This window comes from Deltaproteobacteria bacterium, from assembly GCA_011773515.1.
In the GTDB taxonomy this organism is placed as follows: Bacteria; Desulfobacterota; Deferrimicrobia; order J040; family J040; genus WVXK01.
Genome location: WVXK01000001.1, coordinates 211 through 15900 on the forward strand (window position 1 = coordinate 211; position 15690 = coordinate 15900).

At 61.6% G+C, this 15690-nt stretch carries 16 protein-coding genes; 7 read left to right on the forward strand and 9 right to left on the reverse strand.

Annotated elements, in window-relative coordinates:
- Positions 1 to 53: 53 nt before the first annotated feature.
- Positions 54 to 317 (forward strand): hypothetical protein, encoded by a 264-nt coding sequence (locus tag GTN70_00005; GenBank protein NIO15387.1) that lies wholly within the window; start codon positions 54 to 56, stop codon positions 315 to 317.
- 70 nt (positions 318 to 387) lie between these two features.
- Here GTN70_00005 and GTN70_00010 read toward each other — a convergent pair whose 3' ends face one another.
- The 3 genes from GTN70_00010 to GTN70_00020 all read right to left on the reverse strand — a co-directional run bounded on the left by GTN70_00010 (position 388) and on the right by GTN70_00020 (position 2876).
- Positions 388 to 888 carry an HD domain-containing protein gene (locus GTN70_00010; protein NIO15388.1) on the reverse strand — a complete coding sequence of 167 codons (501 nt, stop codon included), beginning with the start codon at positions 886 to 888 and terminating at the stop codon, positions 388 to 390.
- Positions 889 to 1078: 190 nt separating this feature from the next.
- Positions 1079 to 2158: an alcohol dehydrogenase catalytic domain-containing protein gene (locus GTN70_00015; protein ID NIO15389.1), complete on the reverse strand. Its 1080-nt coding sequence runs from the start codon at positions 2156 to 2158 to the stop codon at positions 1079 to 1081.
- 274 nt (positions 2159 to 2432) lie between these two features.
- The gene (locus GTN70_00020) at positions 2433 to 2876 is read right to left on the reverse strand and encodes a hypothetical protein (protein ID NIO15390.1); all 444 of its coding nucleotides are present in this window, start codon (positions 2874 to 2876) and stop codon (positions 2433 to 2435) included.
- 360 nt (positions 2877 to 3236) lie between these two features.
- On the opposite strand from GTN70_00020, the gene GTN70_00025 reads away from it, so the two are divergent.
- The 5 genes from GTN70_00025 (at position 3237) to GTN70_00045 (ending at position 9659) form a co-directional block, all read left to right on the forward strand.
- Positions 3237 to 4667 (forward strand): aspartate aminotransferase family protein, encoded by a 1431-nt coding sequence (locus GTN70_00025; GenBank protein ID NIO15391.1) that lies wholly within the window; start codon positions 3237 to 3239, stop codon positions 4665 to 4667.
- A 241-nt stretch (positions 4668 to 4908) separates the two neighbouring features.
- Complete coding sequence (locus GTN70_00030; protein NIO15392.1) at positions 4909 to 5295, forward strand: hypothetical protein; 387 nt, start codon at positions 4909 to 4911, stop codon at positions 5293 to 5295.
- Positions 5296 to 5474: 179 nt separating this feature from the next.
- The gene (locus tag GTN70_00035; GenBank protein ID NIO15393.1) at positions 5475 to 6893 is read left to right on the forward strand and encodes a tetratricopeptide repeat protein; all 1419 of its coding nucleotides are present in this window, start codon (positions 5475 to 5477) and stop codon (positions 6891 to 6893) included.
- A 150-nt stretch (positions 6894 to 7043) separates the two neighbouring features.
- A complete protein-coding gene (locus tag GTN70_00040; protein NIO15394.1) occupies positions 7044 to 8237 on the forward strand; it encodes a glucose dehydrogenase in 1194 nt (397 codons plus the stop codon).
- Positions 8238 to 8414: 177 nt separating this feature from the next.
- Complete coding sequence (locus GTN70_00045) at positions 8415 to 9659, forward strand: PAS domain S-box protein (GenBank protein NIO15395.1); 1245 nt, start codon at positions 8415 to 8417, stop codon at positions 9657 to 9659.
- Positions 9660 to 9837: 178 nt separating this feature from the next.
- Here the strand turns inward: GTN70_00045 and GTN70_00050 are convergent, their stop codons facing one another.
- The 3 genes from GTN70_00050 to GTN70_00060 all read right to left on the reverse strand — a co-directional run bounded on the left by GTN70_00050 (position 9838) and on the right by GTN70_00060 (position 11523).
- Complete coding sequence (locus GTN70_00050) at positions 9838 to 10011, reverse strand: hypothetical protein (protein ID NIO15396.1); 174 nt, start codon at positions 10009 to 10011, stop codon at positions 9838 to 9840.
- Positions 10012 to 10286: 275 nt separating this feature from the next.
- A complete protein-coding gene (locus GTN70_00055; GenBank protein ID NIO15397.1) occupies positions 10287 to 10853 on the reverse strand; it encodes a cob(I)yrinic acid a,c-diamide adenosyltransferase in 567 nt (188 codons plus the stop codon).
- A 154-nt stretch (positions 10854 to 11007) separates the two neighbouring features.
- Positions 11008 to 11523, reverse strand: a complete 516-nt coding sequence (locus GTN70_00060) for a nitroreductase family protein (GenBank protein ID NIO15398.1) — start codon at positions 11521 to 11523, stop codon at positions 11008 to 11010.
- Positions 11524 to 11662: 139 nt separating this feature from the next.
- Between GTN70_00060 and GTN70_00065 the strand changes: the two genes are divergently transcribed.
- Positions 11663 to 12271, forward strand: a complete 609-nt coding sequence (locus GTN70_00065) for a hypothetical protein (GenBank protein NIO15399.1) — start codon at positions 11663 to 11665, stop codon at positions 12269 to 12271.
- A gap of 11 nt (positions 12272 to 12282) precedes the next feature.
- On the opposite strand, the gene GTN70_00070 is transcribed toward GTN70_00065, so the two are convergent.
- From GTN70_00070 to GTN70_00080, 3 genes are all read right to left on the reverse strand, one after another.
- Positions 12283 to 14607, reverse strand: coding sequence for a hypothetical protein (locus tag GTN70_00070; protein ID NIO15400.1), 2325 nt, complete (start codon positions 14605 to 14607; stop codon positions 12283 to 12285).
- Positions 14608 to 14621: 14 nt separating this feature from the next.
- On the reverse strand, positions 14622 to 15350 hold the full coding sequence (locus GTN70_00075) for a protein-L-isoaspartate(D-aspartate) O-methyltransferase (protein ID NIO15401.1): 729 nt from the start codon (positions 15348 to 15350) through the stop codon (positions 14622 to 14624).
- The coding region (locus GTN70_00080; GenBank protein NIO15402.1) for a DUF4416 family protein at positions 15347 to 15690 on the reverse strand (344 nt) is incomplete at its 5' end. The genes GTN70_00080 and GTN70_00075, both read right to left, overlap by 4 nt.

Here is a 15690-nt window from a genome sequence, read left to right on the forward strand (position 1 = left end):
GCAAAAAGTATTTTCTGGAGCCGGCGTTTCGGCGGGTGGTATAATCCCCCCGTATGAAACCACCGAAAAACTGGCTCAAAAACGTCCCGGCACGGGGTGTTTTCTATCTCGTCCTGATCCCGCTCTGCCTGGCCTTCATCGTGCTGTTCATCTACGGTCCCGTCGCCGTGGGGGACTGGTTGAGCGATACGGCGGCGGCGGCCCTGCGGCACGTGCGGGTCGAGTGGTTCCGGGAAGGCAGCAGGGAGGTGGGGATAATCGCCGCCATCGTCGCTGCCATCGTCATCTACAAGATCGTTCTCTCGGGAAGAAAGTAATAAGATAAGAGCAGCTTCTTTTCTATCCGCATAATCCGGCGAAAACCAAGAAGGGGCGCCCGCAAGGTTCTTATTTACGGGGTTTCTCCAGCTCCCCCCAGATGATGCCCCCCGCGGCGGCGGGCCCCGCAGCCGCGATCAGCTTTTCTTTCGCCTTCTCGTATCTCCCCACGAGGTAGCGCGCCTCTTCCGGCAGCACCGCCACGCGGGAGGGGGAGAGGTTGTCGGCGATGTCGGCCAGCTTCACCCTCATGGCGGAGAGGTTACCCAGGCTGATCAGCGCCTCGACGTGCTGGAGGTAGGTCAGGCCGGGAAAGTGGTTCTCGCTCAGAAGGCGCACGATCTCGAGCACCTCGGCGGGATACCCCCTCTGCCGCAGGGTCTCGATCTCCCACTCCGTGTCCTCGACCACGTCGTGGAGCAGCGCGGCCACCTTTTCCACATCCGTGGCACCCGCCCCCAGCCTGCGCATCACCCGCAGCGGATGCTCGTAGTAGGGGTTTCCGTTCTTATCGACCTGCCCCCGGTGGGCATCCTTGATGAACTCTATCGTCCTCTCTATGTCGAGCATCCTCTTTTCCTTACCCTCAAATCCCCGCCCGACCCCGATCACGCAACGGTTGGAACCGCCGTGTATCGATTAAAGATCGAGGAAAGAGGTTCGTAAGGCCGGCAGCCCGCCTATCACGGTTAGAGACGGCCGGAAAGGCTCGCGCTCTATTAAGCGGGAACGGGCAATCCGCCCTCCCGCGTCAAACAGCTCAGGGCTTCATGAGGATCTTGCCGAAGAGGCCCTTCCCCGTGAGCATCTTCGTGTGGGCCTCGGCCGCCTTCTCGAAGGGGTAGACCGAATCGATCACCGCCTTGATCCTGCCCTGTCCCATGAAGGATAAGCCCTCTTCCAGCTCGGCCCTGGTCCCCTGGGTCGAGCCGAGGATGTTCGTCCCCTTGAAGAAGATGTGCCGCAGGTCCGTCACGGCGTCGTACCCCGTCGTCGCCCCGCAGGTGACGAGGGTCGCGCCATATTTCAGGAGGATGAGCTGCTTGTTCCAGTGGGTCTGGCCGATGTGGTCGAAGGACACGTCGATGCCCGGCGTCCCCCCGGTGGATTTCGCGACCTCCTTCGTGATTCCCCTGACTTCCTTGTGCCAGTCGTCCTTGCGGTGATCCACGGCGAAGTCCGCCCCGAGCTCCGTCAGCTTGCCGAGCTTGTCGGGGCTCGCCGTGGAGATGACCGTGCAGCCGTAGAGCTTCGCGATCTGGATGCCGAAGCTCCCCACGCCCGATCCTCCCCCCATGACCAGGACCGTCTGCCCGGGCCGTATCTTCGCCCGTCCCACCAGCATGTGCCAGGCGGTGAGGAGCGTCATCGAGGCCGCCGCGGCCTCCTCGTAGCTCACGGAGTCGGGGATCTTGATCACGTTCACCTCGGGAAGGTAGGTTGCCTCCGAGAAGCCGCCCCAGGTGGGGCCCGTCTCGAATCCCCAGATGGTCCTGCGGCCGCAGTCATACTCCCGGCCATCGGTGCAGGCGCTGCAGACCCTGCAGGACATGTTCGCGTGAGACACCACCCGGTCCCCCACCTTGATGGTCTTCACGTCCTCCCCCACGGCTATGACCTCACCCGCCGCGTCGGAGCCCGAGACGTGCGGCAGGGGAACGGGAATGGGGACCCCCCGCATGCCCCAGATGTCGTTGTAGTTCAGCGCCGCCGCCTCGACGCGGAACACCACCTCGTCGTGCTTCGGCTTCGGCTCCTCGATCTCCTTTACCTGCAGAATCCGCTCGAAATTGTCATCCGGCGCATATTCCTCGTAAACGACCGCTTTTACTCCAGCCATTGTCTCTCTCCTTTCCTGTCGGTCTAAAGGGAACAATCCATCTGAGAGGATTCATACGTTCCCCATCTGTTACCATCCTCCAGTCACGATCCCTGTAATGAACGTTCAACAATAAGGGTTATCCCTCTACTATAGTAGAATAGGCCGGCTTCGGCAATTCACCGCTACCCGGGCCGTGGAAAAAATCCCCGCCGCGGGACCGCTCAGCCGCCGGAAGGAAAAAGCCTCCCCGCCCTTTCCGTTTCCGGGCTGAACGGCTACCCGCGGCAGCGCTTCACTCGACGAGGATCTTGCCCTCCATGCCCTTCTCCGCGTGCCCCTTGATGGTGCAGGTCAGCCCGAAGGTTCCCTTTTCGACGGGGACGAAGTAGAGGTCGACGGAGCGTCCCGGAAAGACTTCGACCGCCGTCAGGTAGGGCGCCTTGATCTCGCCGTCACCGGTCTCCACTTTCCGCAACGCCATCCCCTTGAAGAAGCCCTCGGACACGAAGTAGTGCTTCGCTTTCCCGCTGTTTGTAATCGTGAGCTTGTAGGGGACGCCGGCAGTAAAGCGAACCTCGGGCGGGTCGAAGCGGAACTCGCCCATGGTCACCGTCACCGTCACGAGCTTCGACCAGTCCGCCTCGCTTACAACCCTGGCGCTGTCGAAAGAGCCCGCCTGCGCCCGGGCCGCGGTGAGAAGGACGATAGAGGCCAGCACGGCCACTTTCTCTTTCACCTGAACCCCTCCCTTTGTGCGTTGTCTCACGGTGCAGGTGAATATATGATGCCGCGCAAAGCCCGTTGGTTCACCGGCAGAATGATGCGGACACGCAGCCCTTTTCCCGCGCGGCGATGTCTTAAAAGATTTCCGCCCGCACCCGACGGTCCCCGGCCGTCACGTTTTCCCGGGATTTGGTAATCTCCTACAGATTCGGCGGACATTTCCGATAACAATGTAGGTGAATTTGTTTTCAACCTCCGGCAGGCAGGAAACGAGAATGAGGGATTTCGCACCGGAGAGAGCGCACTTTCCAGGCATGAAAAGAGAAGAGGCAGCCCGTCCTGCGCCGGGAACCGGATTGCAGAGGACCGATCGGTGAAAAGTGTAAAGTCGGAAACCCGCCACATCTTTTACCGGAACTTAAACAGGGCCTATCCCGTCATATCCCGTGGAGAGGGGATATACCTCTACACCCGTGACGGGAGGGAGATCATCGACGGCGCCTCGGGGGCCGCCGTGGTCTGCCTCGGGCACAACAACGAAAGGCTCATCGAGGCGATACGGAGGCAGGCGGAAAAAGTCGCCTTCGTCCACCTCTCGGCGTTCTCCTCCGAACCGGTCCTTCGGTTCGCCGACGAGATCACCTCCTTCGCGCCGCGGCCGCTGAAGCGGGTCTACTTCACGTCGGGCGGCTCGGAAGCCGTCGAAGGCGCCGTGAAGCTGGCGCGGCAGTACCACGTGGAGCGGGGAAACCCCGAGAAATCGAAGGTCATATCGCGGTTCATCTCCTACCACGGCTCGACGATCGGCGCCCTCTCGTTGAGCGGGCACCCCGGCAGGAGGAGCAAGTACGCCCCGCTCCTGCCATCCTCCCCGAAGATTCCGCCGGCATACTGCTACCGCTGCCCCTTCCACGAGCACAAGAGAAACACGGGCCCGCCCGACTGCGACTTCCAGTGCGCCTACGAGCTGGAGCGGACGATCCTCATCGAGGGGCCCGACCTGGTCTCGGCCTTCATCATGGAGCCCATCCTGGGGGCTTCCGCGCCCGCCGTCGTTCCGCCGGCGGGATACCTGCGGAGGATCCGAAACATCTGCAACAAGTACGACGTTTTGCTCATCTTCGACGAGGTGATGACGGGGTTCGGCCGGACGGGGAGGTTCTTCGCCTTCCAGCACTTCCAGGCAATACCCGACATCGTCACCGTGTCGAAAGGCATCAGCAGCGGTTACTCGCCCCTGGGGGCGATGATCATCAGCGACGACATCTACGAGGTCATCAAGAGATCCCCCTCGGGCTCCTTCATACACGGGCACACCTTCGCGGGAAACCCGCTCTCGGCGGCCGTGGGCCTCGAGGTCATCCGGATAATAAAGGAGGAAAACCTCGTGGGGCGGGTGGAGGAGCTCGGAAACTACCTGCAGGGAAAGCTTGCCTGCCTCAGGAAGAAGCACCCCGTGGTCGGCGACGTGCGCTGCAAGGGCCTTCTCGCGGGCGTGGAGCTCGTGGCAAACCGGCGGACCCGGAAGCCCTTCCCCCAGCAGTTCGCCATCGGCCACCGCCTCGGAAGCATCTGCCTGGAGAAGGGCCTCTACATCTACCCGGGCGGCGGCTCCTACAACGGGACCGACGGAGACCACGTCCTGATCGCACCTCCCTACGTGATTGGCGAGTCGCAGATAGACGACATGGTCGAGATCCTCTCGGCATCACTCGGAGATCTGGAGAGCGAGCTGGTATCAAGCGGGATGTTGACCCCGGCAAACGGCAACGGCACCATACCTGAAAGTGCGAAAACGGCCTGAGCGGCAAAAAAAGGGCGAGAGCCCAACCCGGGGGCCCACTTTTTTCGCCGATATCAACTTCACGTATAAAAGAACATCATGCACTTTTCCGCACAGCCGGTTTGTAGTACTATAGGGAAACACGCCTATCTTGGGGGAAAAGGTTTTTATCCGCGAAGCCGTAACGGGCGCACCGTGAAAATGCCGAAGATGTGCACATGTATCGTTTTTGTCCTTCTACAATAGAAAGGGGATAGACAGCGTGGGGAAGTGCCTCGGAAGATGCTCCTGTATCCAGTACGAGACGAAGTGGCCCGAGAGCCGGACGATCCACATCACCATCCCGGGACCCCAGACGATCCCCGGCCAACTGATGCCCTCCCCCGATGACATAACCGGCGCGATACAGCAGGTCCTGGCCCGCTACAACAGGAGGAAACCGCGGGTTAAGGCGAGCACCTGCGAGAAAGGCTGCGAATGCGAACTGCTGGCCGGCCAGGATCCTCCCTGGACGGCCTGGAAACGCATCCCCTTCGAAAGGACCCTCGAGAAGGAAACGGAAAACGGAACGGTTTCTTTCACGGTGCGGGGCGAGGTGGAGATGAGAAAGCGCGTGCTCAAAGGGGTGTGCCTCGAAAGGGAGCTTTGAGTCTCGACCCCCGCGGAGCGAGGCAAGACCCCGGTACCGGCAGCCCCTCACGCTTGCCCCTTCCCTCCCGCGACGGGGAAAAAGCACCCTTTGAAGTGCCGGTTTGCTTCCTTTATAATTGAAACTTATTACTGACAGCCGCGAGGGGCGGTTCGCGGAAAAGGGAACTATCGGATCACATGAAATTCGACCTGAAAGACCCCTGGTTCATGTCGATCGTGTCGGCGTTCCTCGGGGCGCTGCTCGCCGGCGTCACTCTCTATTACCTCTTCGAGTACAAAAAGGAGCGGGTGTCCGAGAACATCCTGATAACCACGATAAACAACGCGGACAAATTGCTCGAGAAAGACCTGACCGAGGAGGCGCTCTCCATATACCTGGATGCGCTCAAGACCATCTCCCCGAGACAGCAGAAGCTCTACGGCCACATCAAGACGAAGGAAGGGGCCTGCTATCTGCGCCTGTCCGAGAGGGGCGACAAGGAGGAGAACATCAACAAGGCGATCCGGGCCTTCGAGGAGTCGCTCAAGATCTACTCCGAACGGGATTACCCCCGGGAGTTCGCCGGGCTGAAGATCAATCTCGGCACGGCACACAAGGAGCTCTCCGTGGTCCGGGACAAGGAGGAGAACATCTCGAAAGCCATATGGGCTTTCGTGGAAGCCCTGGAAATATACCGGGTCGATGAGTTCCCCCTGGAGTACGCGTCGATCCAGAACGACCTGGGAACCGCCTACCGGGAGCTGGCCGAGGTGCGCGACAAGGAGGAGAACACCCACAAGGCGATCAGGGCCCTCTCCGAGGCGCTCACGATTCACTCCGAGGAGGCCTACCCAGAGGACTACGCCTCCATACAGAACAACCTCGGCACCGCCTACAGCGAGCTCTCCCAGGTGCGCGACAGGGAGGAGAACATCTACCGGGCAATCAGGGCCTTCGAAAAGGCGCTGACCATCTACACCGTGGAGGAACACCCCGCCGATTACGCCACCGTCCAGAACAACCTGGGCACGGCCTACCGGGAACTCTCCGGGGTACGGGACAAGGAGGAGAACATCCAGAAGGCCATCACGGCCTACGGCGAAGCGCTGAAGATCCACACCGACGAAAACTACCCTGCTAACTACGCGGGAATACAAAATAACCTCGGCACGGCCTACGGGGACCTGGCGAAGGTAAAAGAGAGGGGGATAAACATCCGCAAGGCGATAGCGGCCTTCGAGGAGGCGCTCAGGATCTACACGGTCGAGAAGTACCCCGTCAACTACGCCACGATCCAGAACAACCTCGGCACGGCATACCGGGAGCTCTCCGCGGCCGGGGAGGGGAAAAACAAGCTGGACAGCGCCGTGCGCGCCTTCGAGGAGGCGCTCAAGATCTACACCGCAGAGAAGTACCCCGTCAACTACGCAACGACCCAGAACAACCTGGGGATGACCTACCACGAGCTGTCGGAGATCCGGGACAGGGAAAAGAACGTAGAGAAGGCGATCTTCTCGTATGAGGAGGCGCTGAAGATATTCACTCCCGACAAATACCCCCTCTACTACGAGGGGGTGATGGAAAACCTCGCCAGGATCAGGGGAAGCGGAAAGTAGGGATTCCCTGCCCCCCACCTGCCCCCGCCCCGCCCCGGTAGCCGGAGCCCCAGGCGGCCCGCCATGTTTCACCCATCCCGGCTTTTTTACCAAAAAATCCCGCAGAAGCGAAGCTGCATCAAATAAGGGACAAGTAACGGCGAAGGGGCGATGCAAAAAAAACGGCAAAAAAGAGTCCCTCCCGCGGCGGCCATTTTCATCTCTGCGTGGCTCATCTCCGGCTGCGGGGGAGGGGGAGGCGGAGGAGGGACACCCACTGCGCCGGCGGACCTGCCCGAAATCTCCCTGGCAAGGACCTTCACCGGCTTTGTCCAGCCCCTCGGCATCACCCACGCCGGGGACGGGAGCCGGCGCACCTTCATCGTCGAGCGGGGCGGAAGGATATGGATCGCGGCGGGGGACGCTGCCCCGCCTGCGTCCTTCCTCGACATATCGAGCCGGGTTGCAAACGCCGGGGGCGAGCAGGGGCTCCTCGGGCTGGCCTTTCCCCCGGACTATCAAACCACGGGGCACTTCTACGTGAACTACACGAGAAGCTCAGACGGGGCCACCGTGGTGGCCCGCTACCGGGTCACCGTCGACCCGGACGTCGCAGACCGGGAGAGCGAGACGGTCCTGCTCACGATCCCCCAGCCCTTTGCAAACCACAACGGCGGGCAGCTGGCATTCGGCCCCGACGGGTACCTCTACATCGCCACGGGGGACGGGGGCTCGGGGGGCGACCCCTTGAACAACGCCCAGAACGGAAACTCGCTTCTCGGGAAGATCCTCCGTATCGACGTCTCGGGGGCAGCGGAGCCCTACGGCATCCCGCCCGACAATCCCTTCAGGGAGGACGCGGAGACGCTTGACGAAATCTGGGCCCTTGGCCTGCGCAACCCCTGGCGCATCTCCTTCGACGGGCAGACGGGCCGCCTCTACATCGCCGACGTGGGCCAGAGCTCCTTCGAGGAGGTGCACGTCCAGGAGGGGCAGAGCCCCGGGGGGGAGAACTACGGCTGGAACATCATGGAGGGGGCGCACTGCAGGGCCGGGGGCAGCTGCGACACAACGGGCCTGGAGTTTCCCGTGGCGGAATACGACCACTCCCGGGGGGACTGCTCGATAACGGGCGGCATGGTCTATCGCGGGGGGGACTTTCCCCCGATTCAGGGGATTTACTTCTACGGGGATTTCTGCACCGGCAGAATCTGGGGGCTGCGGGAAAATGGCTCCTTCTGGGAGACGGGCCTGCTTCTCGACACGGCATTCCGGATCTCCACCTTCGGGGAAGACGAGGCGGGCAGGCTCTTCGTCGCTGACTACGCAACCGGCGACATCTACGAAATCACGTCCGCACAATGAGGCGGGGAGCACCCGGGAGCAGCCCGTAAAACGGCTTTTACCGGGAAATCCCGGAGAAATACATTGATTTATTTTCCCGCACTATTTTATTATTTTACTTCCCGCTGCGGAAAATGCCCGACCGGGCGGCGGAATCTCCCGCCGCCGGAAGAACTGCAAAAAAAAGGAAGAAAGCGAATGAGCCAGGACGATAAGGAAAAGAGCACGATCCTCTCTGAGCTTATGCTTCTCAGCAACATCCTCTCCACCCTGATCGAGGGGAAAAACAGGAAGAGACAGGGCGGGAGCCTTGCCGGGGTGGAGCGGGACTTCATCGACGTGGTCCTGGACGCGGCGGGAGCGCTGATCGTGGTGTACGACCGGGAGGGAAAGATCGTCTGCTTCAACCGTGCCTGCGAGGAGACGACCGGTTTCTCCTCGAAAGAGGTGATCGGCAGATACGTCTGGGACCTGTCGCCCCCCGGGAAAGAGGCGGAACGGGTGCGGCAGGAATTCGAGGGGCTCGGCGTCGGCCGGTCGGCCAACAGCTTCGAAACCGCCTGGGTCGGGAAAGGGGGAGGCAGACGGGTGATCACCTGGGAGCACACCGTCCTCCCGGAGGAAAACGCGGCGGAAGGCTACGTCATCGGCATCGGCATCGACGTCACCGGATCGCGGCAGCTGGAGGAAAACCTGCGGGAATCGGAGGCGAAGTACCGCCGGCTCATAGAAACGGCAAGTGACGCGATCTTCCTGGCGGACGCGGAAACGGGGATAATTCTGGACGTGAACGAAAAAGCGGGGGAGCTGTTCGGGCTCGCCCCGGAAAAAATCATCGGCATGCACCAGTACCGGCTCCACCCGCGAGAAGAGGCCCTGCAATACCGCGCCATTTTCAAAGAGGCGGTGAGAAAGGGCGGCGGAAACTTCGACGACCTCTTCATCCTCCGCAGCGACGGCGTCAAAGTCCCCGTCGACATCAGCGCGAGCGTCACGGAAATCGGGGGGAAGCGGGTGATCCAGGGGATATTCAGGGATATCCGGGAGAAAAAGAGCGCCCGAAAGACCCTGATGATGCGCGAGAAGCAGTACCGGATCATCGCCGAGGCGTCCAGAGACCATATCTACATCGTCAACCGGGACATGGTCGTTACTTACGTCAATGCCGTTTCGGCCGATCTCATTGGGAAACCGCAGGAGGAGGTGGCGGGGAGCCCTCTTGCGTCGCTTTTCCCGGGCCACGTGGCGGAGACGATGCTGCAAACCGTAAGGAGCGTATTCGAGACGGGGAAGCCCTGGAAAAACCCCGACTGCCTCCTGGATCTTCCCGGCGGCGTCCGGCGTGTCGACACGCAGCTCATACCCATCCCTACGGACGAGGGGGTCGTAACCGAGGTCCTCGGCATCTCCCGGGAGCTGCGTGAGGGCGCACAGATGGCGTAGACGCACGCGCAGGCCCCGGTAAACGGGGGGCAGGCCGGGCAAAACCCGTTCGCTTACCGCCGAAACCGCCCGACAGATGGTCTTTTACGCGTGGGGTGACATCCCGCTATGTTCAGGGGAAATTCCTTGAAAAGTGAAAGGAAACATTTCCGATGAACCGGTTACAAACACGCTCCCGTTAATCCATGTAAACGAGAGCCGGGTCCTTTTTGGTCGCCTCCACCCAGGCCTTGCTGAGCGTTCTCCCGCGCTTGCAGAAGTCGCAAATGCAGCAGTAGTGGAGGATCGACCCCACCCATTCGTGGATCGCCATGATGTCGGTGTATTTTCCCAACCGTTCCTTCTGTGTCATTGCTGTCTCCCCTTACTAAGTTTAGATTTAAAATTCTGCACATGGGTTCGCCAAAATTAAACTTTTTTGCATTTTTCCCGGAAAGAAAGGCCGAAATGGGGCCCGGTACGGACACATGAGCCCGGCGCGGGCCGGTCAGGCACCGGCCAGCGCACGATTTTCGGGTGTGGATCCGGAAGGGGGTTTTGGCGGGTCCGGGAGTCCGTGTTCGATACGATGGTAGGGTGCGAAAGACAGATGAGGGTCACGCCGGGGGGCGCCCGGCCTGAAAAATATCAGTAGTCGATCCCCTTCTGGGGCTCGATGCCTCTCCGGTAGGCGTGTTTGATCTCCTTCATTTCCGTCACGGTATGGGCCCTCTCAATCACCTCGGGGTGCGCATCCCGCCCGGTGAGGACCAGGTGGAGAAGGGGCGGCTTTTTCTCTATCAGCTCGATCACCTGGGGAAGGTCGACCAGGTTCAGGCTCATGGCGTTGTTCACCTCATCGAGGATCACGACATGGTAGTCCCCGGAGAGCATCTTTTCCATGGACAGCTTTATCGCGTCCTGCGCATTGGCCCGGTGCTCCTCGAAAGGATAGGGGTTTCCCAGTATTCCGCAGAAACCCTTGCCCGTGAGGTAGCAATCCACGTTGGGCGCAAGCCTCTTTATGCCATCCAGTTCTCCCGCGTGAATGTCGCCTTTCATGAAGTGGATCACGCACACGTTCATGTCGTATCCAACCGCCCGCACCGCTATCCCGAGGGCAGTCGTGGTCTTTCCCTTCCCGTGGCCCGTGATGACCACGATAAGGCCGGCGACATTTTCCGGCTCGAGGTACTGGAGCTTTACATCTCCCACGTAAACACCTCCGTCTATAATGAAAGATGCCTTAATCTGCAGAAAAGTTTTTTAAAAAATTCCCCCCCCCCGTGTCGAAAGGGATCGGCCGCGCCGCCCCCGGGATGAGCGCCGGGGCACCCCTCCCCCGAGCGTTCACCGCTTCGTAAAACCCCTACCGTATGTAAGTTATCACCTGGTCTTTTTTCACCCTGCCCGGCGCGCGAGGTTCCTCGGCGGGATAGCCGACGGGAACGATCGCGACGGGGCGCAAATGATCGGGAAGGCCGAGAATGGGGTAAACGGCGCCCTCCTTGAACGCGCCGACCCAGACGGTTCCCAGGCCAAGGGACGTGGCGACGAGCATGAGGTTCTGAACGCTTGCGGCGACATCCTGGAGCGCGTAGAGGCCCGAACCCCGCCCCCCGTAGTGCAGCTCGATCCTCAGGTCGGCGCAGCACACGACAACCAGGGGCGCCCGGGAGATGAAATCCTGGTCATAGGCCGCGCGGGCCAGTTTTTCCTTCACGTCCTGCCGGTAGACGAAATAAAAGCTCCTGCTCTGCAGGTTGCCGGCACTCGGCGCCCAGATCAGGCTGTCCTCGAGATGCGCGAGAACGTCCTCCGGTATGTCCCGGTCTTCAAAGCTGCGAATGCTCCTTCTCTTCCGAACCGCCTCCATGACTTCCATATCGCCCCTCCTTAGCCGGCCTCAAAAAAAACCGCTTTCTGGCCGATATTATAGTACAGGCGGACGGCAAATACATGGCCCCGGGGAAAGGCCCGGACGGTCGAGGGCACTTCCCGGAACCGGGGGCAGCCGGGGAAGCATGGTCAGAATAATCAAAGAGGTATCGATGCGGGAGTTCTTCGAGGAGAGGTTCGACGAGGCTCTCTCGGCAAACCCCCTGGAGCTTCCCCATCTGACCCGCTCCTACCTGGTGGAGCTTCTGACCGAGTACGCGGAGAGCGAAACCGCCTTCTCCCTCGACAGGGAGGACCCGGAGCTGCCGCTGTCGATCAGGTTTCTGCGCGCCACCGCGAAGGGAACCAGGGAAAAGCTTCAGGACTGCAAGAGGATAGGGGATTTCTGCCTCTTTCTCTCGGGTATTTTCCCCGAGAAAATCCAGGGGAAAGCGGCCGACCTCGATTTCTACATGGCCCTCGGCTCGAAGGCGTATTTGAACGTGGAATCCTCCCTGAGGAACACAACCTCCCACGCCGAAGACTGTTTCGTCCGCATGTTCCGGGAGCTTTCCGAGCGGTTTCCGGAATTCGTGGGCCTCTACATGGACGTGAGCGAGAGGATGCGGGCGCTGACGGACAGAAACATCATGGACCTCTACGGTAAATACCTGCTCCTGCGCTCCCGGAGGCATGAGAGGATCCTCAGAAAGGCGGGCATTTCTCCGCCCCCGCCAAATCCGACAAGGCACTGAACCGGTCGAGGTCACGCGAGCCTTCTTTTCGCCAGCAGCGCAAAGGCAAGGTAGAGGCAAGACGCCCCGGCGACGCCGGCAATAAAACCGGCGGTAACGGTAATTACGGGTGTCACGAGGGATCCCAGCAGGGAGGAGAAGTTGTTGATCCCCCACAGCGCAACGAGCCCCTGCGGCCCCACCTCCCGCTGCATGCCCGCCAGGACGGGGGGTAGGAAGAGCCCCAGGAGGAAGGCGATCGATGCGCTGGTGGCCGCAAAGACGGCCTTCTCGAGCCACCGGCCGGCGAACACCCCCGAATCGGCGAGGAAGGGGAAAACGGCCACGGCGAAGAGCAGGCATGCCACCGCCAGCGAGACGAAGAGATAGACGCGCCCGCCCCCCCGCAGGAACTTTTCCCCGGCAATGGCGCCCAGCCCCGAAGCGGTGAGAAACAGGGCGATGACGACGAGGAACCCCTCGGTGTAGGAATCGAAAAAGTAAGACGCCCTCCCCACGAGAAGCATCTCCACGACCGTGTAGCCGAAGCCGCAGAGGACGCCGAGGGCAAGGAGGCCCCAGCCCGCGGGCTTTTCCCGGGAATAGGCCCGGAGCACGAAAAGCGACGGCAGAAGGATGACGAAGGTGCCTGATATGGCCACGACGGCGAGGGAGAGAAGGAGCATGAGGTACCCGGACTCGAAGAACACGAGGGATGACCGGCCGAGGCTCTCGTAGATCCTCGCTGCACCGGCGGGTTTGAAAAACCGGTAGAAGTAGGGCCTGTCACGGGTCGGCACCTCCAGGTAGAAGGGGTGGGCCTTCCCCCGTCCATCGCCCTCTTTTAAAAAAGCGAGCAGGCTCTCCACGTACTGCCTGTCCTCGTAATCCCCCTTAACCTGCCTGCCCGTCACGATGGCGGGAAAGCCCGTCCTTGCCAGGAACCTCTCGAGCCGGCCCAGGAATGCTGGGTCGAAGGGGCCGGGAGAGGCCAGGATGATGAAGCGCGAATAGCCGTATATCACGATGACCCTCTCCAGGAGCGTTTCCCCCGGCGCAGGCGCGAAAACCCTCCGCAAAAGGTTCAGGATCTTTCCCTCCTCCCGCAAGGGGCTCTTGCTCCATCCGGAGAAGGCCAGCATGCCCCCCTCTTTGAGCCGCCGCACGGCAAGCCCCAGCACCTCCTCGGTGAAGAGGTAATCCTCCGAGAGGGGCTTGCCGTACACCATCGAATAGGAGAGGGACCCCGCCTCGGGCAGGAAGATGAGATCGAACTCTTCCGTCCCGCTCCGGATGAACCGGAGCGGCGATTCGGCCACGACCTTCGCAGGTCCGGCGTCGAACTGACCCGCACCGGACATCAGGGTGATGAGCCCCTTTCTGCCGTCGGCCACCACCACCTTCCCGTAGCCCCCCCGGGAGGCCATGGCCTGCAGAACACCCCCCTCGTATCCCGCCACCAGGGCGCTGCCGCCCTCCTTCAGGAAGGCTGCCATTTCGGGCAGGTACCCGATCAGGTCGCCGTACTCTTCCGGGCGGGGGAGCAGGGACCAGCCGCAGAGGTTGCCGTCGAAGAAGGCAAAGATCTGGGCGGGAACGGGGCCCGCATACCGGGGAGAAAGGCCCGGCAGGGCGTGAAACGACCCCGAAGAGCCCGCCAGGTATTCCCCGGCGAGATCCTGGGACCTGCCGAGAACCCTGCTGTCCTCCACCTTCTGAAAGAGGCTCAGGGCCTTGTACTCCGACAGGGGTTGCGGCTTCACGAATACGGAGAAGGCCCCGGCGAGGGAGAAGAGGACGACGGCTGTGCGCTTCCCCACCCCGCGGCCCCGCTCGATGAAGATCATCGCCGTCGAGGCGAGTATGACGAGCAGGAGTATCGCCTTGAGGGGAAACGCCCTTGAGAGGGGGAACCAGAGGAGAACGCCCGATCCGGCGCCCAGCATCGAGAGGGCGTACACCCGGAACTTGCTCATCGGGAGGGAGGCGAAGGCGCTGCCGACGATCGCACCGGATACGGCGTAGGGCAGGCTGAAAACGAGAAAGAGCAGAAAGAGCAGGAGCGCCTTCCCGGGGGAGACGAGGAGGTGGGAAGGCTCCACCTTGACGAGGAAGAGGGAGACGATGCTCGCCGTCAGGACGACAGGAAAAGCAAGGACGTAGGGCCCGGGCCGGTAGAACCGCTCGTGCCGGGTTCCCATGAGATAGACGAGAAACCCCGAGAACCCATACCCCGCCAGGACGACCCCCACCGTGACCGACGCAAACTGGTGAAAGTGCTGGATGGAGAGGAACCGGAAAAAGGAAAGCTCCAGGAGGAGGGAAAGGGTCTGTGAGAAAAACACGACGAAGGCCATCGCCGGGCCGCCCTTCAGTGTCCGAGGAGGGGAACGAAAATGACGGGAAGCACCGACCGGGTGGTGACGGTGCCGTCATTTTCCTTGCTCACCAGCATCAGGTTCTGGGTCATGAAGGGAGCCCCCACGGGTATGATCATTCTCCCCCCCGCTTTTAACTGCTCGATCAGGGTCGGCGGGATGTGAGGCGCGGCGCAGGTAACGATGATGCCGTCGAAGGGGGCGCGCTTTTCAAAGCCGAAGTACCCGTCACCCTGGACGACCGTAACGTTCCCGTAACCTTCTTTCTTCAGCCGCTTTCTCGCCGAGTCGGCCAGGGACGTGAAGATCTCCACCGTGACGACCTCGCCGGCGAGCTCCGCCAGGACGGCAGCCTGATACCCCGAACCCGTACCAACCTCGAGCACCCTGTCCTCCGGCCCCACGTTGAGCAGCTCGGTCATCAGCGCGACGATGTAGGGCTGCGATATGGTCTGCCCCTCGCCTATCGGGAGGGGATGGTCGTTGTAGGCCTTGCGGCGCAGGGCTCCGGGGACGAACAGGTGCCGGGGAACCTTCCGCATGACCTCCAGGACCCGTTTGTCCCTGACGCCCCGCCGCTCGATCTGCGTCCGGACCATCTCGCGTCGCTTTTCAAAATAGGGGTCCTTCCCCTCATCGGCCGCCGTTGCCCGCCCGGCCGCGGCAAGGAGCGCGATCGAGACCGCCCACGGAAGGATGAGCTTGGCCCTTTTGCTCTTCATGACCTGAGCCTTTGCAGCTGTTCCTTGTAAATTTTCCTCATTTCCACGAGGTCCCGGTCGTACAGGCCCGCCTTGAAATCGGGAAAGCTCCAGGGGAGGGCCTCGACGCCGCCCCGCCGAAAAAACAGGGTCATGTCGGCCCAGACGCCCCTGCCCAGGTAGACCTTGTTTCCCCGCTCCTTGAAGGAAGCGAGGACGACCTTGTGCAGGTCGAGATACCCCATGTCGATGTTCACCCGCCTCTTGCCCGAAGAGGCGAGGGAAGACTCGACGGCCCTGGCGTGCCACTTCCCCTCCACGAGATCGTCGGGCTCCACGAGCCTGGCAAAGGAGAGGACGA